At 45.0% G+C, this 25,047-nt stretch carries 24 protein-coding genes and 1 pseudogene; 17 read left to right on the forward strand and 8 right to left on the reverse strand.

The features are described 5' to 3' along the window. Positions 1–12: 12 nt before the first annotated feature. The 5 genes and pseudogenes from AB4517_RS12190 to AB4517_RS12210 form a co-directional block, all read left to right on the forward strand. Positions 13–948, forward strand: a complete 936-nt coding sequence (locus AB4517_RS12190) for a LysR family transcriptional regulator (protein ID WP_017068098.1) — start codon at positions 13–15, stop codon at positions 946–948. 203 nt (positions 949–1,151) lie between these two features. After that, positions 1,152–1,529, forward strand: a complete 378-nt coding sequence (gene gloA / locus AB4517_RS12195) for a lactoylglutathione lyase (protein WP_017066787.1) — start codon at positions 1,152–1,154, stop codon at positions 1,527–1,529. A gap of 14 nt (positions 1,530–1,543) precedes the next feature. Then, a complete protein-coding gene (locus AB4517_RS12200; protein WP_017065285.1) occupies positions 1,544–2,641 on the forward strand; it encodes an alkene reductase in 1,098 nt (365 codons plus the stop codon). Between the two features lie 110 nt (positions 2,642–2,751). Further along, positions 2,752–3,618 (forward strand): DMT family transporter, encoded by an 867-nt coding sequence (locus tag AB4517_RS12205; RefSeq protein WP_017060207.1) that lies wholly within the window; start codon positions 2,752–2,754, stop codon positions 3,616–3,618. A 42-nt stretch (positions 3,619–3,660) separates the two neighbouring features. Beyond that, positions 3,661–3,777: pseudogene (locus tag AB4517_RS12210) on the forward strand (cytochrome c); the annotation flags it as partial. A gap of 130 nt (positions 3,778–3,907) precedes the next feature. Here the strand turns inward: AB4517_RS12210 and AB4517_RS12215 are convergent. Together AB4517_RS12215 and AB4517_RS12220 are read right to left on the reverse strand one after the other, a co-directional pair. Beyond that, positions 3,908–4,402 (reverse strand): peptidylprolyl isomerase, encoded by a 495-nt coding sequence (locus AB4517_RS12215; RefSeq protein WP_372148413.1) that lies wholly within the window; start codon positions 4,400–4,402, stop codon positions 3,908–3,910. A 123-nt stretch (positions 4,403–4,525) separates the two neighbouring features. After that, entirely contained in the window at positions 4,526–5,134 is a 609-nt protein-coding gene (locus tag AB4517_RS12220) for a TetR/AcrR family transcriptional regulator (RefSeq protein ID WP_372148414.1), read from the reverse strand. A gap of 167 nt (positions 5,135–5,301) precedes the next feature. Between AB4517_RS12220 and AB4517_RS12225 the strand changes: the two genes are divergently transcribed. Then, positions 5,302–6,288, forward strand: a complete 987-nt coding sequence (locus AB4517_RS12225) for a glycosyl transferase family protein (protein ID WP_081324522.1) — start codon at positions 5,302–5,304, stop codon at positions 6,286–6,288. A gap of 97 nt (positions 6,289–6,385) precedes the next feature. On the opposite strand, the gene AB4517_RS12230 is transcribed toward AB4517_RS12225, so the two are convergent. Both AB4517_RS12230 and AB4517_RS12235 read right to left on the reverse strand, forming a co-directional pair. Then, positions 6,386–6,682 (reverse strand): hypothetical protein, encoded by a 297-nt coding sequence (locus AB4517_RS12230; protein ID WP_029235295.1) that lies wholly within the window; start codon positions 6,680–6,682, stop codon positions 6,386–6,388. A 167-nt stretch (positions 6,683–6,849) separates the two neighbouring features. Further along, entirely contained in the window at positions 6,850–7,083 is a 234-nt protein-coding gene (locus AB4517_RS12235) for a hypothetical protein (protein ID WP_017060212.1), read from the reverse strand. A 302-nt stretch (positions 7,084–7,385) separates the two neighbouring features. Between AB4517_RS12235 and AB4517_RS12240 the strand changes: the two genes are divergently transcribed. The 4 genes from AB4517_RS12240 to udp all read left to right on the forward strand — a co-directional run bounded on the left by AB4517_RS12240 (position 7,386) and on the right by udp (position 13,005). Next, entirely contained in the window at positions 7,386–7,802 is a 417-nt protein-coding gene (locus AB4517_RS12240; protein ID WP_017060213.1) for a CBS domain-containing protein, read from the forward strand. 187 nt (positions 7,803–7,989) lie between these two features. Next, entirely contained in the window at positions 7,990–9,453 is a 1,464-nt protein-coding gene (locus AB4517_RS12245) for an MATE family efflux transporter (RefSeq protein ID WP_372148415.1), read from the forward strand. Between the two features lie 153 nt (positions 9,454–9,606). After that, complete coding sequence (locus tag AB4517_RS12250) at positions 9,607–11,964, forward strand: zinc/cadmium/mercury/lead-transporting ATPase (protein ID WP_372148416.1); 2,358 nt, start codon at positions 9,607–9,609, stop codon at positions 11,962–11,964. Positions 11,965–12,246: 282 nt separating this feature from the next. After that, positions 12,247–13,005: a uridine phosphorylase gene (gene udp, locus AB4517_RS12255; RefSeq protein ID WP_017065292.1), complete on the forward strand. Its 759-nt coding sequence runs from the start codon at positions 12,247–12,249 to the stop codon at positions 13,003–13,005. A 213-nt stretch (positions 13,006–13,218) separates the two neighbouring features. On the opposite strand, the gene AB4517_RS12260 is transcribed toward udp, so the two are convergent. Continuing rightward, on the reverse strand, positions 13,219–14,385 hold the full coding sequence (locus AB4517_RS12260; RefSeq protein ID WP_017072106.1) for a DUF1887 family protein: 1,167 nt from the start codon (positions 14,383–14,385) through the stop codon (positions 13,219–13,221). A 197-nt stretch (positions 14,386–14,582) separates the two neighbouring features. Next, positions 14,583–16,574, reverse strand: a complete 1,992-nt coding sequence (locus tag AB4517_RS12265) for a methyl-accepting chemotaxis protein (RefSeq protein ID WP_017060219.1) — start codon at positions 16,572–16,574, stop codon at positions 14,583–14,585. 277 nt (positions 16,575–16,851) lie between these two features. Here AB4517_RS12265 and hinT point away from each other — a divergent pair, with 277 nt between their 5' ends. From hinT to AB4517_RS12300, 7 genes are all read left to right on the forward strand, one after another. After that, on the forward strand, positions 16,852–17,202 hold the full coding sequence (hinT, locus tag AB4517_RS12270; RefSeq protein ID WP_017060220.1) for a purine nucleoside phosphoramidase: 351 nt from the start codon (positions 16,852–16,854) through the stop codon (positions 17,200–17,202). 296 nt (positions 17,203–17,498) lie between these two features. Continuing rightward, on the forward strand, positions 17,499–18,890 hold the full coding sequence (locus AB4517_RS12275) for a COG3014 family protein (RefSeq protein ID WP_017065296.1): 1,392 nt from the start codon (positions 17,499–17,501) through the stop codon (positions 18,888–18,890). Further along, on the forward strand, positions 18,890–19,273 hold the full coding sequence (locus tag AB4517_RS12280) for a YcfL family protein (RefSeq protein ID WP_017060222.1): 384 nt from the start codon (positions 18,890–18,892) through the stop codon (positions 19,271–19,273). Before AB4517_RS12275 ends, AB4517_RS12280 begins: the two co-directional genes overlap by 1 nt. Positions 19,274–19,359: 86 nt before the next feature. Further along, positions 19,360–19,950 carry a penicillin-binding protein activator LpoB gene (lpoB, locus tag AB4517_RS12285; RefSeq protein ID WP_017060223.1) on the forward strand — a complete coding sequence of 197 codons (591 nt, stop codon included), beginning with the start codon at positions 19,360–19,362 and terminating at the stop codon, positions 19,948–19,950. Between the two features lie 205 nt (positions 19,951–20,155). Next, positions 20,156–21,010, forward strand: coding sequence for a phosphotransferase (locus AB4517_RS12290; RefSeq protein ID WP_372083358.1), 855 nt, complete (start codon positions 20,156–20,158; stop codon positions 21,008–21,010). A gap of 108 nt (positions 21,011–21,118) precedes the next feature. Beyond that, entirely contained in the window at positions 21,119–21,658 is a 540-nt protein-coding gene (ycfP, locus tag AB4517_RS12295) for an alpha/beta hydrolase YcfP (protein ID WP_009847155.1), read from the forward strand. 512 nt (positions 21,659–22,170) lie between these two features. Next, positions 22,171–23,460 (forward strand): NAD(P)/FAD-dependent oxidoreductase, encoded by a 1,290-nt coding sequence (locus tag AB4517_RS12300; RefSeq protein WP_009847154.1) that lies wholly within the window; start codon positions 22,171–22,173, stop codon positions 23,458–23,460. A 111-nt stretch (positions 23,461–23,571) separates the two neighbouring features. Here the strand turns inward: AB4517_RS12300 and AB4517_RS12305 are convergent, their stop codons facing one another. Together AB4517_RS12305 and AB4517_RS12310 are read right to left on the reverse strand one after the other, a co-directional pair. Next, positions 23,572–24,117: a GNAT family N-acetyltransferase gene (locus AB4517_RS12305; RefSeq protein WP_372148417.1), complete on the reverse strand. Its 546-nt coding sequence runs from the start codon at positions 24,115–24,117 to the stop codon at positions 23,572–23,574. Positions 24,118–24,254: 137 nt separating this feature from the next. Beyond that, entirely contained in the window at positions 24,255–25,022 is a 768-nt protein-coding gene (locus tag AB4517_RS12310) for a peptidoglycan binding protein CsiV (RefSeq protein WP_372148418.1), read from the reverse strand. Between the last annotated feature and the right edge of the window lie 25 nt (positions 25,023–25,047).

Consider the following 25,047-nt stretch of genomic DNA (forward strand, 5'->3'; position numbering starts at 1 on the left):
GAGCACTGAATCATGAGTAATGACATTCCGAATTTTAACTTATTGGCTGTGTTTTCAGCGGTGATGGAGCAGGGCAGTTTGAGTAAGGCTGCCGATCATTTGAATACCAATCAATCGACGATCAGCACTGCGCTCGGCCGACTGAAAAATGAAATTGGCCAAGAGTTGTTTGTGCGCAGTGGGCGAGGGGTTGTGCCTACTGCTTACTCGCAAAGCTTGTATGAGCAAATCAAAGCGCCAATACACGAGCTCAACGGCGTGTTTCAAGGTATGGCTGGGTTTGATGAAGCGAGTACAGAGCGCAGGTTTGTGGCTTCGGTTCCCGAACATTTAAAGTGGATGTTGCTCGATCGATTTTCTCAGTTATCTAACCAAGGCTTATCTCTTGAGGTGTATGACCAACCAGATAGTGATGATCAAGTCCATGAGGATCTATTAACTCAGAAGTTTGATTTGATGATCGACATTGTGTTGCCTGAGCATTCAAGCATGATGAGCGAAAAGCTCTACGACAGTGAGTTTGTGATTGTTTGCCGAAATGGGCACCCTAGGATCAAAGGTGAGATCACCGAGGCGCAATATCTCAGTGAGCAACATGCGGTTTTAGCCAGAACACGTCGCCAAGTAAGAAGTTTGACTCACTACACTTCGTTAGACTTATCCTCGCGTAAAATTGTAATTCACGGTAGCTCTATGGCCAGTAACCTAATGCTGTGTAGCCAGACTGATTACATCACTGTTGTGCCGCTTTCTATGGCGAACCAGTATCAGGAACGTCTTGGGTTACAGTTGTTCAAACCGCCTTTCGATTATCAGCCTATCTCTCATTACCTCATTTGGTTGAAAAAACAGAACACCGATCCGGCACATAAGTGGTTGAGAGAGCAGATCATCAATACGACTAATGACATGTCTAAATCACTAAACAGTTGGCGCTCCGCTTTCTGATCGTCGCCCTATCTTTTGTTTGCCAAATATCTTCTTAACAAATCACTTGTATTAAGTGAGTTATAATAAAAAATTATCACAATGAGAATTTATGATAATTTCATTTATTTGCTGTCAGCTCGTATATTAACCCTAACAAAGAAGTGGGTAACCTCCACTCACGATTATATCGGCTCAGGTTGCTGGGCTAAAAAGGGCGAAATATGAAATTCCTACACACAATGATCCGAGTTACTGATTTAGACAAGTCTATCGAGTTCTACACCAAGGTATTGGGAATGAAGGAACTTGAACGCCACGAAAACAAAGAGTACCGCTACACATTGGTTTTTGTTGGCTATGAGCAAGGCGGCACGACTATCGAGCTAACGTACAACTGGGATACGAATGAGTACGAGATGGGCAGCGCGTTTGGTCATCTGGCATTGGGTGTAGAAGATATTTACGCAGCATGTGACAAAATCAAATCGCTAGGTGGCAACGTCACTCGCGAAGCGGGTCCAGTGAAAGGCGGCTCAACTCATATCGCTTTTATTACTGACCCAGACGGCTACCAAATCGAACTGATTCAACTAGGTTAATCGAGGATATAACAATGACAAACGCACTATTTCAACCAATTCAACTTGGTAATATCGAGCTTAAAAACCGTATTGTTATGCCACCGATGACGCGTTCTCGCGCAACGCAACCTGGTAATTCAGCAAACGATATGATGGCGGCTTACTACGCTCAGCGTGCTTCTGCAGGTTTGATTATTGCTGAAGGCACACAAATTTCACCTATGGGTCAAGGCTATGCTTGGACTCCGGGTATCTATTCTGATGAGCAGATCGCTGGTTGGAAAAAAGTGACTGATGCCGTACATGAAAAAGAGGGCGTTATCTTCGCTCAACTTTGGCATGTAGGCCGTGTAACACACCCAGACAACATTGGTGGTGAACAGCCAATCTCGTCTTCTGCACTTAAAGCACAAAACGTAAAGGTATTCATCGATAACGGTACTGATGAACCGGGCTTTGTTGATGTGGTTGAACCTCGTGAAATGACGAAACAAGACATCAAAGAGGTGGTTGAACAGTATCGCCAAGCGGCTTTGAATGCGGTTGAAGCAGGCTTTGATGGTATCGAACTTCACGCAGCGAATGGTTACTTAATCAACCAATTCATCGATTCTGAAGCAAACAACCGCACTGACGAATACGGTGGTTCAATTGAAAACCGTTTACGTTTCCTAGGCGAAGTGGTTGAAGCTATGGTTGAAGCGATTGGTGCTGACCGTGTTGGTGTACGCCTTGCTCCGTTCACATCGTTGAATGGTACGGTTGACGCTACACCAGTAGAGACTTACACAGCGGCGGCAGCACTACTTAACCTATACAAAATTGTTTACCTACACATTGCAGAAGTTGATTGGGACGATGCACCTGAAACGCCAAAAGCATTTAAAGCAGCAGTTCGTGAAGCCTACGAGGGTGTCCTTATTTATGCGGGTAAATACGATAGCGAGCGTGGCGAAAAAGCCGTTGCTGAAGGCGTAACTGACATGGTTGGTTTTGGTCGTCCATTCGTTGCGAACCCAGATTTACCAGCTCGTATTCAAAATGGTTACCCACTTGCAGCGCACGATCCAAACACATTGTTCGGTGGTGCTGAAAAAGGTTTAACGGATTACCCAGAATACGCAGGCTAAAAACAGCTGCCTGAAGCAGAGTATTGAGATAGTATCTCGATCCTGTTGAATGTTTATAAAAAGCAACCTTGCAGAGTCGGGTTGCTTTTTTTGTTATTGGACTAAGTAAAATGATGAACGTGAAAGCGATGCGCGGAGAGCTTTACCTTCTATTTGCCACCCTGCTAGCTGGGGTGGGATGGATTGCATCTAAGCTGGTGGTATTAGAAATGCCTGGGCCAGTGTTCATTGGTGTGCGATTCCTCGTCGCGAGTCTTATTCTTCTGCCATTTTGTATTCACCATATTCGTAAGCTTTCGTTTAAGCAGATTCTGTCTCTTTGCGGCGTGGGTTTGTTGTTGTCTGCCTCATTGCAGGTATGGGTGTTTGCAGTTTCGGTGACTGAAAGCTTGTCGGAAGGGGCATTCATCATGAGCTTAGCCATGATCATTGCACCGTTTGTGTCTTGGATTTTGTTTCGAGTTAAGCCTAATCGCGCGTTTTGGATGTCTTTCCCGATCGCGATTATTGGCATGCTGTTGCTGACTTTGGGCAACGGCTGGCATGTTGAGCAGAGTCAGATTTATTTCTTACTAGCATCGATGTTGTTGTCTGTTCACTTTGTGATGAACAAGCGTGTGATTACCAATATCAAGCCTATCGCATCAATCTGTGTGCAACTGTTTGTGGTGGGTGTGAGTGGTTTAGCCTTTGCTTCTATGACAGCTCAGCCGGAGTTCGAAATCACCAAAACCTTAGTCTTCTGGTTTATTGTCTCTGCGGTGATCGCAACGTCTATTCGTTACTTGCTACAAACGGTCGGTCAGCACTCCGTGAACATGGAAGTGGCGGCATTGATCATGATTCTTGAGCCTGTGTGGACGCTGCTGTTAAGTGTGAGTGTGCTTGGCGAAAGTGTAGAGATGCAGAAGCTGCTCGGTGGGGCGGTGATCATTGCTTCACTATTTTGCTATATCAAATGGTCGAGACGAAAATAAAACACTCGGCGCAAGGCCGAGTGTGGGTTGTTCTTCAAGTGCTTTTCTGAGCTTTATCAGGCGAGTGTTGAACAAGACTTGTCGAGTGCAGAGCAAGGGTTAAATTCTGCGAATAAGACGTGCAAAGGGTGTCACCGTACTTATCGTTCTCGCTGGTAACTATTCTAACAACGAGCTTTGAATACTGGTGGTAAAGTCGAACCCTTACCACCATAGTCCTATCGCACAGCCTTCTTTTCTTTATGCCATCAATTCGAATGCACTAGGGGCGGGAAAGGACGTGAATGAATTAGTCGCGAATAGTGACTTTTGTAATCACAATATCTTCGCAAGGCACATCTTCGTGTCCCCAGCGAATGGTTGTTGGTGCTTTCGCAATTTTGTTTACCACATCCATACCTGCTGAAACCTTACCGAATACCGCGTAACCCCAGCCAGCATTGGTTGTTGAGGTGTGATCTAGGAAATCGTTGTCATCAAGGTTGATGAAGAACTGCGCCGTTGCAGAATGTGGTGCATCAGTCCGAGCCATTGCCACAGAACCAATCACATTCTTCAAGCCACGGTTTGCTTCGTTGACGATTGGGGCACGAGTTGGTTTTTCTGTCATGTCGATAGTGTGACCACCACCTTGAATCATGAAACCTTTAATAACACGGTGAAATGTCGTGCCTTCGTAGAAACCGTCTTGGCAGTATTTAAGGAAGTTTTTCGACGTTACTGGCGCTTTTTCAAGGTTCAGTTCAATCTCGATATCGCCAAAGTTGGTGGTGAAAGTAATCATAGGGTTACCTAAAGTTGAAGTTTTACTGAGTCGTAATGACGAAAGTGGGTTGCAGTATAGGGAAAATAACAGCAGATACTAGTGATGGTTTTATTGTGGTTGAATTCTCATCAACCACCAAAATCACGCCTGATATTGTTTAAGGAACATCTCGACACTTGAAGTAATGATCACTTGTTTGTGCGCAGCATCCGGTGACGGCACATGACCAATGATTTGCGGCCAAAACGCAAAAGACTTAAGCAGACCAATGAACTGCGTGGAGGCGAATTGTGGGTCTAGTTCTACTAAACGACCGTCTGCCAACGCGGCTTTAATCCAGGTTGTAAGTCCACTTTCTGCTTGGGAATACTTTTCCATCGCTTGTTGCGCCAGTTCGGCGTTATGGAAATACTCTGAGAACAACACGCGTGACAGGTCGATGAAGCCTTCAGACTCAAGTAACTCAAGTTCTTGATTGGCTATCGACGAAAGCTGTTCTTCAAGTGGCAGTTCTGCTTGATAAGGGAAATGCGTCGTGGCCAGAGTTTTGCTCCAAATGCTGTCCAGAATCTCATCTAAAAGCAGCTCTTTGCTGGCAAAGTGATTGTATACGGTTCGCTTTGATACTTCTGCGCGGCTCGATATTTTATCCATGCTGGTGGCCTTGTAGCCATGCTCAGTAAACTCTGCGATAGCAGCGGCAACGATCGATTCACGTTTTCTTTGGCTCAGCGTTTTTTTTACAGTCATCGGGATACTACTCAATATGTCGCGGTTAGCATTACATACGCTAATTTTACACCAGTAAGTTTACTTTTAGAACACCAATCCGCGTATTGGTAATTCGGTCGAGAGCAACTGAATCGCTTTGCAATGCACGGTGGGTATCATAGAATCGAAAGTGTATTCGAATTTTATTGATATCAACGGAAGAGAATAAACAATCAATGAGTAGTATTTTAGAGTGTATTCGTACAGTTGGACGAGGAGAAAGAGGGCGTAAGCCTTTATCGTTCGAACAAGCCTACCGCATCATGGATGAGTATTTAAGCGGAGAAGTCGGTGACGACCAAATGGCTATGCTACTGATGTTGATTCGTGTGCAGAATGAAACCAATGAAGAGATCGCTGGCTTTGTAAAAGCGTTTCAATCTCGAGTGCCAGATTTAGGCGCTGATATTGATTGGCCGTGTTATGCAGGTAAGCGTAACGATAACGCCAGTGGCAAGCCTTGGAACTTGTTGGCGGCAAAAATCTTAGCTGACAATGGCTATAAAGTGTTAATGCATGGCTATATGGATAAGCCGAGCGGTAGGACGCACGTTGAAAGCCATTTGCAAGATGTCGGTGTGCAAAGTGCTGAGAGCCCTGAACATGCTAAGTCGATTCTTGAACAAGACGGCATTGCTTATTTACCGCTAGCTAACTTTGCGCCCGAAGCACAAACCATGATTGGTTGGAAACACCGCTACGGTTTGAGAACACCAATTAACACGGTAGTTCGAGCATTGAATCCTGGTGGTGGCCGTTTAGGTCTGCGTGGCAGTTTCCATCCTGGCTTTCCACAACTTCATGCGGAAGTTGAGCATGTTATCGGAAATAAATCCCACTCGGTGATTTCATTCAAAGGGATGAACGGTGAGTCGGAATATAATCCTAAAGTTAGCCAAACGGTATGGATGAGCTCTCCTGACAAAGTCGAATCGTTCTACTGGGAAGAGATGATGAACCTAGAGCTGCCACTTCCTAGTCAATGTGTACTTGGCACATCGGCTGAAGATATGGCGCTAATGGCGAATACCGTTGTCGACAGCATGACAGCCATTCTCTTTGCAGAAACGCACGATAAAACTGAGGCATACCAGAAAGCGGTGCGCCTGTGGCATGAGTATTGTGCGCGTTAGATGGTGGTTTGTAATCAATGAGAGAAGGTCAGCGAGCGCTGGCCTTTTTATACTTGATTTCTAGCAAGGGCTTTTCGTGAACGCCCAAACAATAAAGCTACTTCACTCGCATCAAGCGATGCATTTTGTCTTCGAACTGAATCTCAATCACCTGTGAGATTTTCATCTTATCAACACGATCAAGCATTCTCGCTTGGTAATCACGTTTTTTCATCCACTCTAGCGGTTCTTTAAAGCCATCTTCATTAATCACAAACGACTGATCGGTAATAGAGTCTTCAAAGATATGAACCACCCAAATGCGTGATTGGAAATCCAATAACTCACTAAAGTAGCTTTTTAACTTAGATAAGGAATTCGTTAGATACGTTTTAGGTGGGGTTTGGGAAGACATAGTAAACCGTATTTGGACAATGAAAATCGGCAAGGGCGCCGTCTGATCATTATAGCCTTTACCCGTTAGGCTTGTCAGGTCGAATTCGGCAGCCATTCACGGCTATTGCGCTTGCTAATGCTACTATGGCTGCCAGTTAGAGATTAACCAAATCAGTGTCGGATTCACTATTTAACGAATAGGCCGAAGTCGATCTCTTGTTCTCTTTGATATTTCACCAGCTTCACTTTTAGGTCGTGTTTTGCTGCTAAATCAATGGCTAAGCATGACATGCGTTTTATCTCATCAACGCAGCTTGATATCAGCGGTTTTTCTTGATTATCGATAGTGGCGATGAGTGTGTTTTCTGTGCCGTCGTTACCTGCGTAAATATACGCGTACATGTTGTTGTCGTGTTGCATAAACTTCCTAAAACGGGATTTCTAATTATTAGTGAGGTGAAGATTACAGGGTTTATTTACGCAGGCTAGCTCGGCTAAGTAAGGTTAAGCAAGGGAAAGTAAGGCTTTGTAAGGGCTCTTTTTTTTCTTTTTTCTGGCGTTCGAAAACGTGCTCAACCCTTTGTTTGTCTCACTTTTTTGTCTTGTTAGGTTTTGCCTATCAATAAAATTGTTGAAATCCATTTAGTAAAATCAAGATTTTAGACAACAATTAACTTAACAAGATAGAAAATATATGACGCAAAGTATTTAGGGAGAACGCAATGCATTCTATTAAAGTGAAAGATTACATGACGCAGCAGGTTGTGACATTTACTCCTGATATGCCGTTAAGTCTAGCGTTAGACAAAGTGATGCGTAGCCACCATATGGGTGGGCCCGTAATCGATGATAACGAACAAGTGATTGGCTTCCTTTCAGAGCAGGATTTACTCGAGAAACTTGTGAAGGTCAGTTACTTCTGCCAAGACACACACCTTGTGGGTGACTGTATGTACCAAGAAGTGCTGTCGGTGTCACCTGACTTATCCATTATTGAATTGGCGGACATGATGCAGGTTGGAAAACCTAAAGCATACCCTGTGATCGATAATCGAAAACTGGTGGGTATTATCACCAGAACTGATGTTTTGAGAGCAATTGGCAAGAACTTGGAAGAATGCTTCAAACATCAGGTATAGTAGCGTGTTAAGAACGATTATTTTTCTCAATACTCTCAATTGAAAAAAGGCGCACTAGCGCCTTTTTTCCGTATAGCGCTTTTCTTGGTCGATCCTCTCTTTGTGGATCCTTAGCCTGTTGAACTGTTGAACTGTTGAACAGCTGATTGGGCTTTAGCTCTTGGGTATTCCAACTTTTGGAGGTTTCATGTCAAATCAAACGGCAAAGTTTATTGAAGGTTCAACGATGCGCCACATATTGGTGATGTCGGGGGCTGGCTCTGTCGGTTTGATGGCGTTATTTGTGGTCGACTTACTCGACATGCTGTTTATCAGTATGCTCGGACAGGTTGAATTGGCTGCTGCGGTAGGCTTTGCAGGTACGCTGACTTTCTTTTCTACCTCCGTTTCTATCGGTACTTCCATTGCCATGGGCGCATTAGTGTCCAAAGCCATCGGCTCCAAGAATCAAGAGCACGCTCGAAACCTAAGCACCAGTATCATGCTGACTGCGTTTGTTATCAGTTCAACCATAACTGCAATCATGTTCGCTTATATTCCAGAGCTGCTAGCCGCGATAGGCGCCAAAGGCATTGCAGCCGAACGCGCTCAAGCTTACCTACAGATTTTGCTACCTAGTGGTCCATTTTTGGCGTTAGCGATGGCAGCGGGTGCGGGCTTAAGAGCGGCAGGTGATGCTAAGCGTTCGATGTGGGCAACTTTGTCTGGCGGCATTGTTAACGCGATTCTCGATCCTCTGTTTATTTTTGGTTTTGGTTGGAACATCGAAGGGGCGGCTATCGCTTCGGTTGTCGCTCGTTTCTCGGTGCTATTCTTTTCGCTTTATCCTCTTATTCGCAGCCATCAGCTGGTGGCTCCGCCTTCTTTTGTGCAATGGCGTCTTAATATTCGACCAATATTGGCGATTGCGCTGCCTGCGATTATCACTAATACTGCAACGCCTATCGGTAATGCGATTGTGACAACGGGTATCGCACAATATGGTGAGGACTTTGTCGCGGGCTTTGCCGTGATAGGTCGTCTGACGCCAGTTTGTTTTGCGGTTATCTTTGCCTTGTCTGGCGCTGTGGGGCCAATCATTGGTCAGAACTTTGGTGCTGAACGCATGGACCGAGTGAAGGAAACACTCAATAACTCATTGCTGGTTACTACGGCATACACTATCGCTGTTTGTATTCTGTTGTACTTCGTTCAAGGTTATGTCATTCAAGGTTTTAGTCTACAAGGTGATGCAGCAATCATTGTGGCGGCTTTCTGTACCTATGTGGCGTTAACCTTCACCTTTAACGGTGCACTATTTGTTGCCAACACGTCTTTCAACAACCTAGGTAAACCGCTTTACTCGACAGCATTGAATTTGGGCAAAGCCACGTTAGGTACTCTGCCGTTCGTCTATCTAGGTTCAGAGTGGTATGGCGCTTTGGGTGTTCTTTATGGTCAAGCTTTGGGTAATGTTCTGTTCGGAATTTTAGGTATCTTGGTGCTTCGACATCATATCGCTGAACTGATGCAAGGATCTCAAGTTGATCCAGTGGAAGACGATGTGTCGATTGTCAGCCTAAACACACAGCCATTCTGTTCACACGATGCGGTGCTTATTGATGACGTATCGGCGAACCGTGAAGAGTGTGCGGAGCTTAAATCTCAGTAAGCCATCGGCGCTGGCATAATATTTTTGTTTTCTTGAAAACTTCTTCTTGACCTTGGAGTAGCCTCCAAGGTTTATACTTTTGATGAACTTAAGGTTCTGTTGCTCGTGAGTTAGCAACAACCTCAAGGCTTTTGAGTATTAAGGAGATACATTATGTGCGCAAAACATGCAGCGTGCCGCTCAGCAAAAGTGGACGTTCAACCTCAAGCGGCAGGAGCAAGTTGCTCTAGCCCTAAAATTTCAAGCATCACAGCAGCAGGCACTTCATCTGGTTGTTGTAGCTCTTCTGCTGCTCCGTCATCGTCTGGAGATGATTGTTGTAGCTCGTCGGACAGTGGAGAAGAAGACAGTCAGTCCTCAACTTTATCTCTCGATGCCAAATTTTCGAAAAGTTGGCTGGTTGCCGGAATGGACTGCCCAGCTTGTGCAAGAAAAATAGAAAACGCGATCAGCAATATTGACGGTGTTATTCAAGCGAAGGTTCTCTTTGCTACCGAAAAGCTGGTTGTGAAATTCGATAATGAAAGCATTGCTGACACCATTGAACAGGTCTCTATCAAAACGGGTTTCCCTCTTACGGAAGTCGGTTCAAAGAAAGAAAAACAACAACCTGAGACTTTTTGGCAAGCTCATATCCAACCTAATTTACAGATTATCGCGATTGCAGCGGCAATGCTGTTTGCAGTGCTTGTGAAAAGCACCTCACCTCAATTAAGTGAAGGCTTGTTTACGGTAACTTGTCTGCTTGGTTTATATCCGGTGGCGAAAAAAGCGGTTCAGTTGGCACGCTCAGGAACACCATTTGCTATTGAAACCTTAATGAGTGTTGCCGCGCTGGGTGCTTTGTACCTTGGCGAAACTGTGGAAGCTGCGATGGTTCTATTGTTGTTCTTGATTGGTGAGCGCTTAGAAGCGTTTGCTTCATCAAGAGCAAGAAGTGGCGTTCAAGCGCTAATGGCATTGGTACCAGAAAACTCGACTAAGATCATCAACGGCGAGCGTGTAGAAGTAGCAGTCAGTGAACTGGTTCCAGGTGATGTGATTGAAGTGGCCGCGGGCTCTCGTTTACCTGCTGACGGCCAATTGATTACAGACGCGGCAAGCTTTGATGAAAGTGCGTTAACCGGTGAATCTGTTCCTGTTGAACACATCGAAGGCAATAGCATCATGGCTGGCGCTGTGGTGGTCGATAAAGTGGTTCGTATCACCATCACTTCAAAACAGGGTGAGAACGCGATCGATCGCATTCTTCATCTGATTGAAGAAGCAGAGTCTCGTAAAGCACCACTAGAGCGATTCCTCGATAAGTTCAGCCGTTGGTACACACCGTTAATGATGGTAGTGGCTCTGTTGGTCATCATCACACCACCATTGTTGTTTGCGCAGCCATGGGAAACATGGGTTTACCGTGGCCTAGCGCTATTGTTGATTGCTTGTCCGTGTGCCTTGGTTATCTCGACTCCTGCAGCGATTACCTCTGGCTTAGCAGCAGCAGCGAAACGTGGCGCGCTCATTAAAGGCGGCGCAGCGCTAGAGCAGCTTGGTAAAATCCAAACCATCGCCTTCGATAAGACAGGCACACTGACCGAAGGTAAGCCTCAGGTTACGGATATTCAACCTCTATTGGGGTGGCAACAAGACGCGATGCTGCGTGTGGTTGGGGCGATTGAAGTTGGCTCTACTCACCCGTTGGCGCAGTCACTTGTCGCTAAAGTAAAAGACCTGAATATTGAGATTCCTGAATCACACAACAAGAAAGCGTTGATTGGTAGTGGTGTTGAAGGGGATGTTGATGGTGTTAAGTATCAGGTTCTGTCACCGTCTAAAGTCACGTTCGAACTTGGTGCCGATGTGGTTTCTCAGGTAGAAGCATTAGAAGGTGAGGGCAAGACGGTTGTGGTTGCTCTTGAGGTTAAAGATCAAGAAGAATCAACAGAGCAAGCTACGACGGTGATTGGTCTGATTGCTTGGCAAGATACGTTACGCAGTGACGCTAAGCTTGCGATTGAACGACTTAATGAATTAGGTATTCAATCTATCATGTTGACCGGCGATAATCCGCGCAGTGCAGCAGCGATCAGTAGCAAGATTGGTATGCAGTACAAGGCAAGCCTATTGCCAAGCGACAAGGTATCTTACGTTGAGGAGTTATCTCAACAGTCGCACGTGGCGATGGTCGGTGATGGCATTAATGATGCACCAGCAATGAAAACGGCGAATGTCGGCATCGCAATGGGTGGTGGTACGGATGTCGCTTTGGAAACGGCGGATTCAGCACTGACTCATAACCGTTTAACTGAGCTGCCAGCGATGATTGAACTGTCGCAAGCGACCATGAACAACATCCGTCAAAACGTAGCCCTTGCGCTTGGTTTGAAGGTCGTATTCTTGGTGACAAGCTTGTTAGGTATTACCGGTTTGTGGGTGGCAGTTTTAGCGGATAGTGGTGCAACTGCATTGGTGACATTGAACGCATTGCGTCTGCTTCGATTTAAATCTAAAGCGGACTAAATCGAGCTCACCGACATAGAGCATTCTTAATATAAAAGCGCCTTTAGCGGTAATACGTTAAAGGCGCTTTTTGTCTCATTAGTATGCAACATAGGCGTGCGGATTGCTTATTTTTGTGATGCCAATCGGTTTTTTGTGAAACTTGAATTATTGTTGCGATCATTCATGTGACATGTGTCACTTCATTTTGTAATGAGCTTGGTTAGAGTGTGTTCGTACCCCACGAATTTACTATGAGCTTAAATAAGGGTAAAAAGCCCAATAAGCCAAAAGGAGCGAACTATGTCTCAAGCTGTTTTCCACTTAGGTGTTACTGAAGCAGATCTTAACGGTGCTACTCTTGCGATCATCCCTGGTGATCCTGCTCGTGTGCAAAAAATTGCAGAAGAGATGGAGAACCCAGTATTCCTTGCTAGTCACCGTGAATACACGCTTTACCGCGCAGAGCTAGACGGCAAACCAGTTGTTGTATGTTCAACAGGTATTGGTGGTCCATCGACTTCTATCGCAGTTGAAGAGCTTGCTCAACTTGGTGTTCGCACTTTCCTACGTGTTGGTACGACTGGTGCTATCCAACCTCACGTAAACGTGGGTGACATGATTGTTTCTACAGGTTCTGTTCGTCTAGACGGCGCTAGCCTACACTTTGCTCCTATGGAGTTCCCAGCAGTGGCTGACTTTGAAGTTGCAACAGCAATGAAAGCGGCAGTTGATGAATCAGGTGCAACAGTTCACATGGGCGTAACGGCATCAAGCGATACGTTCTACCCAGGTCAAGAGCGTTACGACACGTTCTCTGGTCGCGTTGTTAAGCGCTTCCAAGGCTCTATGCAAGAATGGCAAGACATGGGCGTTCTAAACTTCGAGATGGAATCTGCAACACTGCTAACTATGTGTGCAAGTTCTGGTCTGAAAGCAGGTTGTGTTGCTGGTGTAATCATCAACCGTACTCAAAAAGAGACGCCTGATCACGACACTCTAAAAGTAACAGAAGCACGTTCAATCAAAGTGGTTGTAGAAGCCGCTCGTAAAATGCTTTAAGTCTTAAAGTGCTCTGAGTTTTAGAGAGCATTAAGTCTTCAAGTGACATTAAATTTTGAAAATGGCCGCATCGTATGATGCGGCCATTTTTTTGTGCCGTCTGAAAGTAATCAATAGAGAAAACAGACAACAAAAAAGGCGAGTGACTTAATCGTCATTCGCCTTTTTAACAATCTGCTTAAGAGCATTGAGCTCTCATGAGCTTATTGGTTTTTAGTACTCTAGATCTTCACTGCCACCCGCAGCTGTAAACCATGCCGTTAGGTGTGTTTTAAGATCTTTCAATTCGTCAGGGCCAATCAATGCAAGGCCAAGATCTTCAGCTCGTGTGGTGTCGTTATGGCGAAGAGGGCGGAAGCTCACTAACATTGCACGTGCTTGTAGGCCACCTAGCAGGTCTCTAAGCGATTCCAGTTTGTACAAGGTGTCATCACCATCATCACGCATGCCTTTGGTCTTACATTCGATGATGTGCAGCTTATTGTTCACCACAGAGGCAACATCAAGCTCGTTACGAACCTCACGTTCACCCAGTTGACGGTATACCTGAACATTCAAAGAACGGTCTTGAATGGTCGGCATGTCATCTTGGATCTGCTTAACTGTGCTGTGAACCAATGTTTCAAGCCATTCACCGTTTGAGAAGCGGCGCGCGTCTTCGTTGGCAAAGGTCAAAATACCATTGTCGTAAGTCGCAATTTTAGCTTCAACCAAATCGCTCAGCAGCATGTTGAGCTCGCGATAGCCTTGTTGCTTCTCAGATAGGCCTACATCAAGTTTTTGTTCTTTACGGCAGGTCGTTGCTAGGTAGTTCAATGTCGCAAGGCCAGGGCCTAGTTCGAGTGCGTTACTTGCCCAACGTTCACCCAGTTCATAAAGTTTCTGATCCAGTTGCGGAGACAGCTGAACATCGCTGAATTCACCGCGAGCACCGAACACAGTTAGGTAGTCGTCGATAGTGATGCGGTCTTGAACTTGTGCGTCTTCTTTACCATTAGGGTACAACCAGCAAAGCTTGTCGCTATTTGGTTCAACCACGAAGATTGGCCAGTAGTAAGTACGGAATACTTCGTACACAGAAAGTAGGCGGTGACGGAGGCCACAACTTGCGTTGAGCTTCACTTCTTGACCGCGTGCTTTGAGGTCTTCGGCAAGGGTTTGGATAGATTCTTTAATGACAGATGTATTTACGATGGTCGGAATTTCGAAAAACTCACTCGTAATGTCGCGCTTGTGCAAAACGCTGTCTAAACGTTTGTACATACTGACTTGATTTTTGTCACCGATAAACACGATGTGAGTGCTGACCGCTCGGTTATCAAGTAATGGGGTGAGCAAGCGAATGGGGTCTTGATCGATAATGCCAACATGAACAGCCATATAAATTCCTTAATAGCGGCTCGCTCATAAAGGTGAAAGAAAAAACGGGAAGCAGCAAGCCTTAATAATCATATAATGACAAAGCTCATAAAAAACAAGGGCAACCCTTGATAAAAGTTGCCCTAGCTCAATTAGTCACCACTATTGGGTAAGAAGTCTCAACAATCTCACTAAATATCTATCGATTCTTCATTTATCTATAGTTTGAATTGATGTACTAAATCACCTTGCTGATTCGCCAAAATTGTTAGGTTTTGGCTTGCCTCCGCAATTGAAGACATCGCTTGGTAACTCTTATCTGCGATGTGGTTGATGTCTTCGATGTTGCGTGCAATATCACCAGACGTTTCACTCTGCTCAGCGGCTGCTTGAGAGATGTGTGTACTCATGTGGCTGATCTCTAGAATCAAGGCTTGGATCTCTTCCATCGCACTGTTTGCACTTGAAGCTTGTTGAACCGACATGTCCATATCGCTCATACAGCTTTCAATTACGTTACTTGCAGTTTTCGAGCTTGATTGCAGATTGCTGATCATAGTCTCGATTTCAGAGGTTGATTGAGTGGTCTTCTGTGCTAGCACTCGTACTTCATCGGCAACGACTGCAAAACCACGACCTTGTTCACCTGCACGCGCTGCTTCGATTGCCGCATTAAGTGCAAGTAGGTTGGTCTGTTCAGCAATACCACGAATAACGTCAAGGATTGAACCAATCTGGCTACTCATCTGTTGTAGCTCGCCTACAGCGCCCACTGATTCAGTAAGGCGAACTTCAAGCTGATTAATGGTGCTGATGTTGGTGTTCATGATCTGACGACCAGACTCAGAAGCCGATTCTACTTGTTGAACCATGGTGAGTGAGCTTTGCGCGCTGTTCGCCACTTCTTGTACAGAATGAGACATCTCTGTCATTGCGGTCGCAACAGTCGCGGTTTGCTCACGTTGGCTGTTCAATTGAGCCTGCGTTTCAGATGACGTCTTCTGGTTGACGCTTGCAGTCTTAGTTAAGTCATCTGAAGCATCATTCAACTTCACAAGGATATTGTGCAGGTTGTCAGCCAAGGTGTTGATGTGACGGCTCACGCGGCTGAATTCGTTGTCGTAGCGAATATCGATACGCTGAGTCATATCACCTTCAGTTAGACCTTCTAATGTACCGAGGATGCGAGTTAATGGCTCTCGTACGCTGTGTGCAATGTGGTAACCAATCGCAGCAGCGAACACAGTCACAACAATGCCAATGGCAATCGCGTTGAATAGGCCTTTGTCGTAGATGCTGCTTGCGTCAGCGAGTGATGAGTTAAGTTGCTCTTCAGCGGTCACGTTGAATGAGTCCAAAACAGCCATCGCTTGGTCAACTTCTAGAGCTAGGTTAGCGATGTTCACGTACAACGCTTGTTTGGCTTGTAGGTAGTTGTTGTGTTTGTCTAGTACGCCACCTTTCTGACCAACGTCTTTGGTGAACTTCTGAACCGACTCATCGAAGACATTTTTAAGTGCTGGTAGTTGTGTTGATAGACCTCGATAAGCGTAGTTAAGATGAGTAACGGCCTTTTTGTTTTGGTTAACGGCTTTTTGAACGAAGGCAACATCAGAGCTAGCAAGTGCATCAGAGGTAATAACTTCTGCGTCTTGCAGTTTGATGAAGTAGCTCTTTGCCATCACTTTTACAGAGATGCTTTTTTGGTCGGCAACGTACTCTTTCATACCAACGGTTAATTCTGAATGTAAGCGTTGGAAGTCACGAGACGCTTTTTGTACTTGTTCTTGTGCTTCGAACATCGCGACGTAGTTGTTCATCGCTTCGTCAGCTTCGGCGAAGTAGCGTTCTTCCATTGCTCTTAATTGCGCGATACGTTCAACAAGTGAAGCATTGTTTTGGCTTGCCGCTTCTAAACTACCGAGAACTTCTGAAAACGAGTTTTGTGATGCAGCAAATTCTGTACGCATTGCAGACATGCGCTCAGCGTTTTGTGTGGTTAAGAAATCTTTGAATGACTTATCAGCAGAAAGCAATTGAACACTCGTTTGATTTGAAAGCGCGACAAGTGGTAATGAGGTTTCTGAGACACTCTCAAAATTGCTGTGTATCTGATTCATGCTGTTCATCATGATGGTTATCGTGACTGCGAACATGATGATGATCAGTGCGAAACCAGCGTACATACGCTTGATCACAGATCCCTTCATGGCTTTCTCCCTAAATAAAAATGCAGACCTAATGTCAGGTCAAAGTAAAACTAACAAAATTATCAGCATTCTATTGAGCTCGGCTTACGCATTTTATGACGCACACGTCAAAAATAGCGCTCAGTTATAACCAACATGCCATTCTTGAGAGCTAAGGCTCGTTTTCTTTGATTTGAACGGTGTTTTTTATTATGCTTTAAAGCAGATTTATTGTGGTTTGATGCGGCATAGCGCATACTCAAAGCATTAAAAAATAAATGTTTTATCGGAGAGAAACATGGCTGAAGAAACCATTTTTACTAAGATCATCAACAAAGAAATCCCAGCAGATCTACTATACCAAGACGATTTAGTAACCGCATTTCGCGATATTAACCCTCGCGCGCCAAGCCATATCCTAATCATCCCAAACAAGCTGATTCCGACAACTAACGATGTTGAAGTCCAAGATGAAGCGATGATGGGGCGCATGTTTACTGTTGCTCGCAAGTTAGCAAAAGAAGAGGGCATTGCAGAAGATGGCTATCGTCTTATCGTGAACTGTAACTCTCACGGTGGCCAAGAGGTTTATCATATTCACATGCACTTGGTTGGCGGCCGTCCACTTGGCCCCCTATTAATGAGCTAATAAAAAGTTAATGAGCTAATGAAAAGCTAACGAGTTAATGAAAGCTAATGAGCTAGTTTAAACGCGCTCATTAGTGGGTTAACACAAGTAGTTAGTTGGAAAATTTGTAGTTTGTATGCCAACTTTAAGTTCTATCTGTTGTCTGAACATCGGCATCGCCTAGGCAGAGGCTAAATCAGTAGGGTTTCAACTGGCTTGAGATCCTTTTTACAACGCGTTTCGTTTTGATAATGAGACCATTAAAGGTCAGCAGACCCTAATAAAGTAGGCATTTTAAACATGCACGGAGACGATAAGTGAAGCAACAGTTTAGATTCGCTTCCATTGCCCTGTTATCGGCGTTGACCGTAGGTTGTGCGAGTATGTCTGCAGGAAGCCTGTTCAGTCATTACAGCGCACAAAACAAAGCGATCTACCAAGCCGTTAAATCTGGAGATTATTCAGAGGCTCAGCAAGAGCTACCAGATTACGCGGCAGGCGACATCCTTGATAACTTTGAAAGAGGCAGAATTAATCTGCTGGATCAAAAATACCCTGAGAGTAAGGCTTCGTTTGAAGTGGCTGATCAGGCGGTTACTGAGCAGCAACGCAAAGCCGTGATCTCAATCTCAGACAGTGCAACCAGTGTGGGTGCGTTGGCTGTGAATGACAATATTACCGAGTATGTGCCAGCCGATTACGAGTTGGGCTTTCTTCATCTGTATCTCGGTTTAAATTACCTCAAGAAAAACGATTTAGAAGGTGCGGTGATCGAAATGCGTCGCGCCAACCAAGTTCAAGAACAAGCGAAGAAGCAACGCGAGGCTGAGTTAGACAAAGCAGCCAGCGATGCGAAGAAGCAAGGCTTGTCTGCCAATGTGGGTAGCATCCTTGCCAATTACCCTGATGCGGGTAAGAAACTGCAGTCAGTACAGAATGCGTATCTGATGTTCTTGTCTGGTCTGCTTTATGAAGCGTCAAATGATTTAAACAGCGCCTACGTTGACTATCGTCGTGCTTTGGCTGTGATGCCAGATAACCAAGAAATCATCGATAGAACCATGGCAACAGCCGCTCGTTTAGGGATGCGACAAGATTTAGCAACATTAGAAAAACGCTATAAGCAATCTTCTAAACTTAGTGCAGGTGAAGGGCGAGTGATTGTTCTTCAAGAGCAGAGCGCTGTGCAAGCTATGGACAGTTGGCGACTGGATTTGCCTGTTTATGACAGTCGCGATCAGGGGGCAATATACTCTCTTGCGCTGCCATATTACCCAAGTCAAAACGTAGAGCGTTTTTCTGCCTTGCGAATCAGCGGACAGCCGCTACAAGAACATTTGATCACTGATGTAAACGCGATGGCGCAGAACGATCTATCGGAACGTATGACAAGCATTGTTATTCGCCAAGCGCTACGTGTAGTCGCGAAAGATCGCATTCGAAAAGAAGCAACCAAAGGCGATGATGTCGGTAATATTCTGTTCAACGTGTGGAACACACTGACAGAGCAACCAGACACTCGCAGTTGGCAATCATTACCTGCAGAGATTAAGAGCAGTACGTTTGTAGCAAATAGCGGTCAATATACGTTGGAAGCGGGCGCTAAAACGTACGACTTTGATATTCGAGAAGGGCAGACCACCTTGGTGTGGATTTCTCGACAAGGAAACAATGCAACAATGTGGCATAAACAGCTAGGGAGGCTGTAATGAAAAAGTGGTTAGTGAGCTTAGCAGCGGTTATGGCTCTGGCTGGTTGTGCTGATAATACAGCTGGCGTAAGGGTCGATAGTCTGACTCAGAACGTTTTCTTTGGTGACAAGGTATTGGGCAGCCGTTTACAGGTTGAAGATATTCGCACCGATCTGGTCGACGGTCATACGCGAGGAATCGTTCGTTTAAACAGTAACTATAAAGGCGATCAACATATTCTTTATCGTTTTTACTGGTACGACGATGCCGGGCTTGAGGTCAACCTTAAACAAGGTCCTTGGAAGCAAGCGATTGTTCGTGGTTTTGAAAGTATTTCGTTGTCGGAAGTGTCGGTAAACCCGAAAGCGACTCAGTTCAGAGTCCAGTTCCGAGAGCAGTAAGTTAGATTAAACGGGTCTCATGATTCGTAAATACAAGAATTTAAGAGTGTGGGTAACCCCGCTCAGGGATAAGTTGAGGAAACAAAATGAAAAAGAGTGTCATTGCGCTACTAGGTTTAGCGGTTATTTTAGGCGGTTGTTCAAACAAGGTAAGCTACGGTGATGCACAAGCAGTAGAAACCACGACAATCGATTTCGGTTCAACTGACCTTCAAACGATTGCGGGTGAAATGGTCGATAGCATGATGGCGTCTGGTTCTGTGTCTTACATTACTCGTGAACAGCGTCCAATCGTGTTTGTAGAGCGAATCAAGAACAAAACAAGTGAGCACATCGATACTGAGTCAATCACTGACACTATCAGTACTAAGATGCTGAACTCTGGTAAGTTCCGTTTCGTTGATATGGACCGTGTAGAGTCTGTTCGTGACCAATTGAACTTCCAAAACAACGATGAGCTTGTAAACCAAAGTTCAGCGATTCAATTCGGTAAAATGGTTGGTGCTCAGTACATGCTGTACGGCAACCTATCAAGCATCGTTAAGAAAGCGGGTAGCGATGAAGACGTATACTACAAAATGACGATGCGTCTAATGGATCTTGAGTCTGGCTTGATTGAATGGGCTGACGAGACTGAAATCCGTAAGCAACAATCTAAGAGCCTACTAGGCCTTTAATTTCGCTTACTTGCCAACTATGCGCAGCCGGATTTGACAATGTCTAGTATTGGCGGCGCTTAATCTTGACAGCGTATAGCTTGGTCACACGCCAATGCAGTGCATGATGTGCTGTTTATGAAGAGACACTGGCTTTTGGTCAGTGTCTTTTTTGTAGGGTATGAAGACGTTTATAGGGCAGTTAAGACGTTTATAGGGAGTAAATATGGCAATTTTTTCTTGGTCTGAGGCTAAGCTTCTTGATACCAGTTTGAGTTCGCTTGACGGTTACTTTTCTGAGCCTCCAGTTAGAGCACAGACATTAACAGGCGGTTTGACCAATCGATGTTGGAAGTTGGTCGATGCCGATGGTACTGCGTATGTTTGGCGGCCAACCACACCTATCACCAAAGCGTTCTTCATTTCTCGCCATGAAGAGTACCAAGTGCTGTCTGCCATTGAGCGACTCGGTATCGGGCCAAGCCCAATGGTAGTGAATGAGCAGGGGTTACTGGTTGAGTGGATTGCGGGTGAGACACTTTACGAAGATCTAGAACTCGATGACCTGTTGAAAACGCTGACCTCTGTTCATCTGGTTAATACTGCGCGATTACCACTGCAACCATTCAGTTTCACGGCGCGAGTCGACCATTACTGGCTGCAGCTTGATGCGATTCATAAGACCGAAGCCTGCACTAAGATTTATCAAGAGTGGCGCGTGGCTCCGAGTATTACCAATGTTGACCTGTCTTTGTGCCATTTTGACTTAGGTGGTTATAACCTAGTGAGAAACAGTGACTGCATTAAGATTATTGATTGGGAATACGCTGCGCTCGCAGACCCTAGGCTCGATTTAACATTAACCATTGCGGTTGCTGGCGCGCCAGTCACAGAAGCGGTTGAGAAGTACTGTCAGCTGCGAGGAATCCATGATGTTCAGCCTTGGCTTGATGGTGTAGAAGCATGGTTACCAAGAAGCCAGATGATGGCGATGCTATGGTATTTACTTGCTCATCAGCTTTGGGGCGATGAAAGTTATCTGCGTGAAGCGGAGGCTCTGAGTCACACTTTATGTAGCTAGGATCACGTTTAGGAAGTGAAAAATATAATTTCTCAGCTGTTACCTTTAAAACCTTGTTTTTCGTGTTAGATTGATCAAAACGTACCAATATTCAACGGGGGAGGTACAATGATTATCTATCTACATGGCTTCGACTCAACAAGCCCGGGCAATCACGAAAAAATACTGCAGTTGCAATTCATTGATGATGACGTTCGTTTCATCAACTACAGTACTTTGCATCCAAAACACGATATGCAGCATCTGCTAAAAGAAGTGCATAAGGTGATAGAGCAATCCGATGATCCGCATCCCATTATTTGTGGTGTAGGTTTAGGTGGTTTTTGGTCTGAGCGTATTGGTTTCTTATGTGGGATTAAGCAGGTGGTGTTCAACCCTAATCTGCACCCTGAGAACAACATGGTAGGTCGAATTGACCGTCCAGAAGAGTACGAAGACATCGCAACTAAATGTGTTGCTCAGTACCGTATGAAAAACAAAGGACGCTGTTTAGTGGTGCTTTCTCGTGAAGATGAAATTCACGACAATACCAAAACAGCTGCCGCGCTAGAAGATTACTATGATGTAATCTGGGATGAGAAAGAGAGTCATAAATTCAAAAAGATCTCTCAACATCTTCAAGCAATGAAAGCGTTCAAAAACGCTTAATCAATCCAGATGTTTTATAAAAGCAGTGCTCAATGAGTGCTGCTTTTTCACATCTGAATCTTAGAGATTGGTATTGATAAAGTAGTTGTATATGTTTTATCGGTCGGTTTGTGCATTTATAGATCAGTTTGCGCAAACGTTAACTAATTAGTCGCGAATCCTCATTGAGGGTAAGGATTTTTTTGTTGCGGTCATCTTTTTGCTATATATAATGTTCCCAAGCAAAATATTTTGACAAATATCAAAAAAAATTGAGAGCGAGTGAAAAAACTTGCCCATAATTTGTGTTCTGCCTCTCAGGTAGTCACCTTTTTTATCCACGTGAGCAAAGCAACAAACCATTATTTGTTGTTTGTAACCCCTCTAACTACTCGGTGAGCTGTCGTTATTCTTTTTCGCGGTAACCCAATTTGTAACAGCCTTCGCATTCAAGGCCGAGTAGATACATAGAATTTATCGGTTGGAGTAATCGAGCCGAACCCCATTTATTCATTTTGTAGAGGATTGTCATTGTGACAAAAATTATCGTAGTAGGCGGCGGTGCTGGTGGTTTAGAACTAGCAACTAAGCTAGGCCGCACTTTAGGTCGTAAGAAACGTGCCCAGATTACTCTGGTAGACCGTAAAGCAAGCCACCTATGGAAACCATTACTTCATGAAGTAGCAACGGGCTCACTGGATGAAGGTGTTGATGCATTAAGCTACCGTGCGCACGCAAAAAACCATTACTTCGATTTCCAAATGGGCAGCCTGAACGACATCGATCGTGAGCGTAAAGTGATTGCACTAAGCGAGCTTACAGACGAGCACGGTGAACTGCTGATGCCAAGCCGTGAACTTGAATACGATATTCTAGTGATGGCGCTAGGCTCAACGTCAAACGACTTCAACACTCCAGGCGTTCGTGACAACTGTATTTTCCTTGATAGCCCAGAGCAAGCACACCGTTTCCGTACAGAAATGAACAATCAGTTCTTAAAGCTTCACGCTAAGAACGGTCAAGGCACGGTAGACATCGCGATTGTTGGTGCTGGTGCAACTGGTGTAGAGCTTTCTGCAGAGCTACACAACGCCGTTAAAGAACTTCGTACTTACGGCTTCGGCGACCTAGATTCAAGCAAGCTGAACGTAAACCTAGTTGAAGCGGGTGAGCGTATTCTTCCAGCTCTACCTCCTCGTATTTCAAGTGCAGCACACTCTGAGCTAACCAAGCTTGGTGTGAACGTTCGTACGAATACGATGGTGACTCAGGCGGATTCTGACGGCCTAACAACCAAAGATGGTGACAAGATCCCAGCTCAAATCATGGTATGGGCAGCAGGTATCAAAGCACCAGATTTCATGAAAGATATCGGTGGCCTTGAGACCAACCGTATCAACCAGTTGGTTGTGAAGAACACGCTGCAAACAACACTGGATGACAACATCTTTGCGATCGGTGACTTGGCGCAATGTACACAAGCAGATGGTTCATTCGTTCCGCCACGTGCACAAGCGGCTCACCAAATGGCAAGCTGTGCATTCAGCAACATCATTGCTAAGTTGAACGGTCGTGACCTGAAAGACTACATCTACAAAGACAAAGGCTCGCTAGTTTCACTTAGCCGTTTCTCTACGGTAGGTAGCTTGATGGGTAACCTGACGAAAGGCTCGATGATGGTCGAAGGTCGTATTGCTCGTGTGGTTTACATCTCTTTGTACCGCATGCACCAGATGGCGCTTCACGGCTTAATCAAAACATCACTGATGATGCTGGTTGGTCGTATTAACCGTGTACTTCGTCCAAACCTAAAGCTTCACTAATCAGGTAAGCCTTCTCAGAGCATTACGCTGATAATAAAAAAGAGCTCTTCGGAGCTCTTTTTTGATCGTGTCGATTATGGATTATCGCAGGTGTTGAACTCATTTCTGCTGTTAAGACGTTGGAGGTAGCACAGAATAAACCACGCCATCTTTCGGCTTACCGTTAAACAGAAATCGATTCTGGGCAATGGTTTCTCGCTCAGCGCCACACTTCTCGATCAACTTTTGGCTGGGTAGGTTCTCGGTATCGCAGACAATCTCCAAACGCGTTAACTTGAGTTGCGCGAAACAAAATTCAAATAGGGCGAACATCGCTTCTTTGGCGATCCCTCTCCTTTGAAAGTCATCACCGACCCAATAACCTAAACTCGCCATATTAAAGGTGTGGTAAAGCTCATTAATGGCAACCATACCGACTAACTTATCGCTTTTTCGCTCGAAGATACCAAAGCCAAACGCTTCGGCTTTAACCCAGTTTAAGCGAGTCGCCAGAATGAATTTCTCGGCCTCGATGATAGAAAACTCGTCGTGGCACCAGTCGAGCCATGGCAATAAACTCGGGGAGGACTTAACCAGCTGAGAAAATTCTTGAGCATCTGAGGCCTCAATGATTTTAAGGCTAAGATTTTGTGTGTTGATCTGAAATTCAGGGCTCATAGAGCGTACCAAGTAACGTGTAAGTACTGAGCAAAGAAAGTCAGTACAGAATAAAGATAGATAGCACTTAATAAAACGCCCTCACTAGGAGGGCGGATTGAATTATTTATATAATTATAGCCGAATCGGCAAGTAATTTACTGCGCTACACGTCTAACTTGAATCACCATTCCAAGAAGTGGGTGGTCAAGGTAATGTGTTTCTGTACTGCGCATACGACGTTTTTGGTCCATGCGGTAGCTCTTAAGGAACTCTTGGACTTCAACCGTCGGAGAAATTTCAGTTAGATTGCCCACCTGGACGTTGCTTTCTGCGCCACTTACTAGTGAATCTAGCTCAATTTGTTGCTCTTGTAGAGTCACTTCACGAACGCTTGGCGCTTTTAAATCTAATGTCGTTTCAGCGTATAGGTAGTGCTGAACGTAGATTTGCAGCTTGCCGTCTAATTCGTAGAGTGGCTTATCAATTGTCTCTTCTTGGAACCCATCAGCGCTGCCTGCAGTGATTGCGCCTTTTTCAGAGCCATCAGCATTAAACTGTTTAGAGAAATCTTTACCTGCTTGAATATGGAAAACAGGTGCCGAGCTCTTACCTTGGTCGCCTTGACGCCAAGCGGTATGCATCAGAACTTCAAAGCCAGCGTGTTTACGTAGCTTGTCTTTCTGAGGCGTTAACTTGTATTCCGAGTAAGGTAGCATTTGAACGCCTTTCTTTGCTCGGTATTGGGTGTCTTGAAATGAACCAACGCGTTCAAGTGAAATCTTAGGCTGTGTATTTGGCCAAGATTCGTTCACCTTCTCTGCATCAACAGCGCGCTTAAAAATGATCACTTCTATATCAAATTGTCTCTGCGCCAAACTTGGCAGTGAGACGAACAATAGTAGCAGTGGGATCAGTCTTTTCATTTTTACTCCGTCTTCCAGCCGAACT

It is taken from the genome of Vibrio sp. 10N.222.52.C3 (assembly GCF_041474195.1).
GTDB classification, from domain to species: Bacteria; Pseudomonadota; Gammaproteobacteria; order Enterobacterales; family Vibrionaceae; genus Vibrio; species Vibrio crassostreae_C.

Excerpts from the sequence above, each read along its gene's own strand:
- AB4517_RS12260 (WP_017072106.1), bottom strand. The coding sequence starts at position 14,385 with ATGGCTGTTCATGTTGGCATTATCGATCAAGACCCCATTCGCTTGCTC.
- AB4517_RS12215 (WP_372148413.1), bottom strand. The coding sequence starts at position 4,402 with ATGATTACTTTCACCACCAACTTTGGCGATATCGAGATTGAACTGAAC.
- AB4517_RS12220 (WP_372148414.1), bottom strand. The coding sequence starts at position 5,134 with ATGACTGTAAAAAAAACGCTGAGCCAAAGAAAACGTGAATCGATCGTT.
- gloA (WP_017066787.1), top strand. The coding sequence starts at position 1,152 with ATGAAATTCCTACACACAATGATCCGAGTTACTGATTTAGACAAGTCT.
- AB4517_RS12205 (WP_017060207.1), top strand. The coding sequence starts at position 2,752 with ATGATGAACGTGAAAGCGATGCGCGGAGAGCTTTACCTTCTATTTGCC.
- AB4517_RS12305 (WP_372148417.1), bottom strand. The coding sequence starts at position 24,117 with ATGAGCCCTGAATTTCAGATCAACACACAAAATCTTAGCCTTAAAATC.
- hinT (WP_017060220.1), top strand. The coding sequence starts at position 16,852 with ATGGCTGAAGAAACCATTTTTACTAAGATCATCAACAAAGAAATCCCA.
- udp (WP_017065292.1), top strand. The coding sequence starts at position 12,247 with ATGTCTCAAGCTGTTTTCCACTTAGGTGTTACTGAAGCAGATCTTAAC.
- AB4517_RS12280 (WP_017060222.1), top strand. The coding sequence starts at position 18,890 with ATGAAAAAGTGGTTAGTGAGCTTAGCAGCGGTTATGGCTCTGGCTGGT.
- ycfP (WP_009847155.1), top strand. The coding sequence starts at position 21,119 with ATGATTATCTATCTACATGGCTTCGACTCAACAAGCCCGGGCAATCAC.
- lpoB (WP_017060223.1), top strand. The coding sequence starts at position 19,360 with ATGAAAAAGAGTGTCATTGCGCTACTAGGTTTAGCGGTTATTTTAGGC.
- AB4517_RS12265 (WP_017060219.1), bottom strand. The coding sequence starts at position 16,574 with ATGAAGGGATCTGTGATCAAGCGTATGTACGCTGGTTTCGCACTGATC.
- AB4517_RS12310 (WP_372148418.1), bottom strand. The coding sequence starts at position 25,022 with ATGAAAAGACTGATCCCACTGCTACTATTGTTCGTCTCACTGCCAAGT.
- AB4517_RS12230 (WP_029235295.1), bottom strand. The coding sequence starts at position 6,682 with ATGTCTTCCCAAACCCCACCTAAAACGTATCTAACGAATTCCTTATCT.
- AB4517_RS12290 (WP_372083358.1), top strand. The coding sequence starts at position 20,156 with ATGGCAATTTTTTCTTGGTCTGAGGCTAAGCTTCTTGATACCAGTTTG.
- AB4517_RS12240 (WP_017060213.1), top strand. The coding sequence starts at position 7,386 with ATGCATTCTATTAAAGTGAAAGATTACATGACGCAGCAGGTTGTGACA.
- AB4517_RS12200 (WP_017065285.1), top strand. The coding sequence starts at position 1,544 with ATGACAAACGCACTATTTCAACCAATTCAACTTGGTAATATCGAGCTT.
- AB4517_RS12190 (WP_017068098.1), top strand. The coding sequence starts at position 13 with ATGAGTAATGACATTCCGAATTTTAACTTATTGGCTGTGTTTTCAGCG.
- AB4517_RS12235 (WP_017060212.1), bottom strand. The coding sequence starts at position 7,083 with ATGCAACACGACAACAACATGTACGCGTATATTTACGCAGGTAACGAC.
- AB4517_RS12250 (WP_372148416.1), top strand. The coding sequence starts at position 9,607 with ATGTGCGCAAAACATGCAGCGTGCCGCTCAGCAAAAGTGGACGTTCAA.
- AB4517_RS12245 (WP_372148415.1), top strand. The coding sequence starts at position 7,990 with ATGTCAAATCAAACGGCAAAGTTTATTGAAGGTTCAACGATGCGCCAC.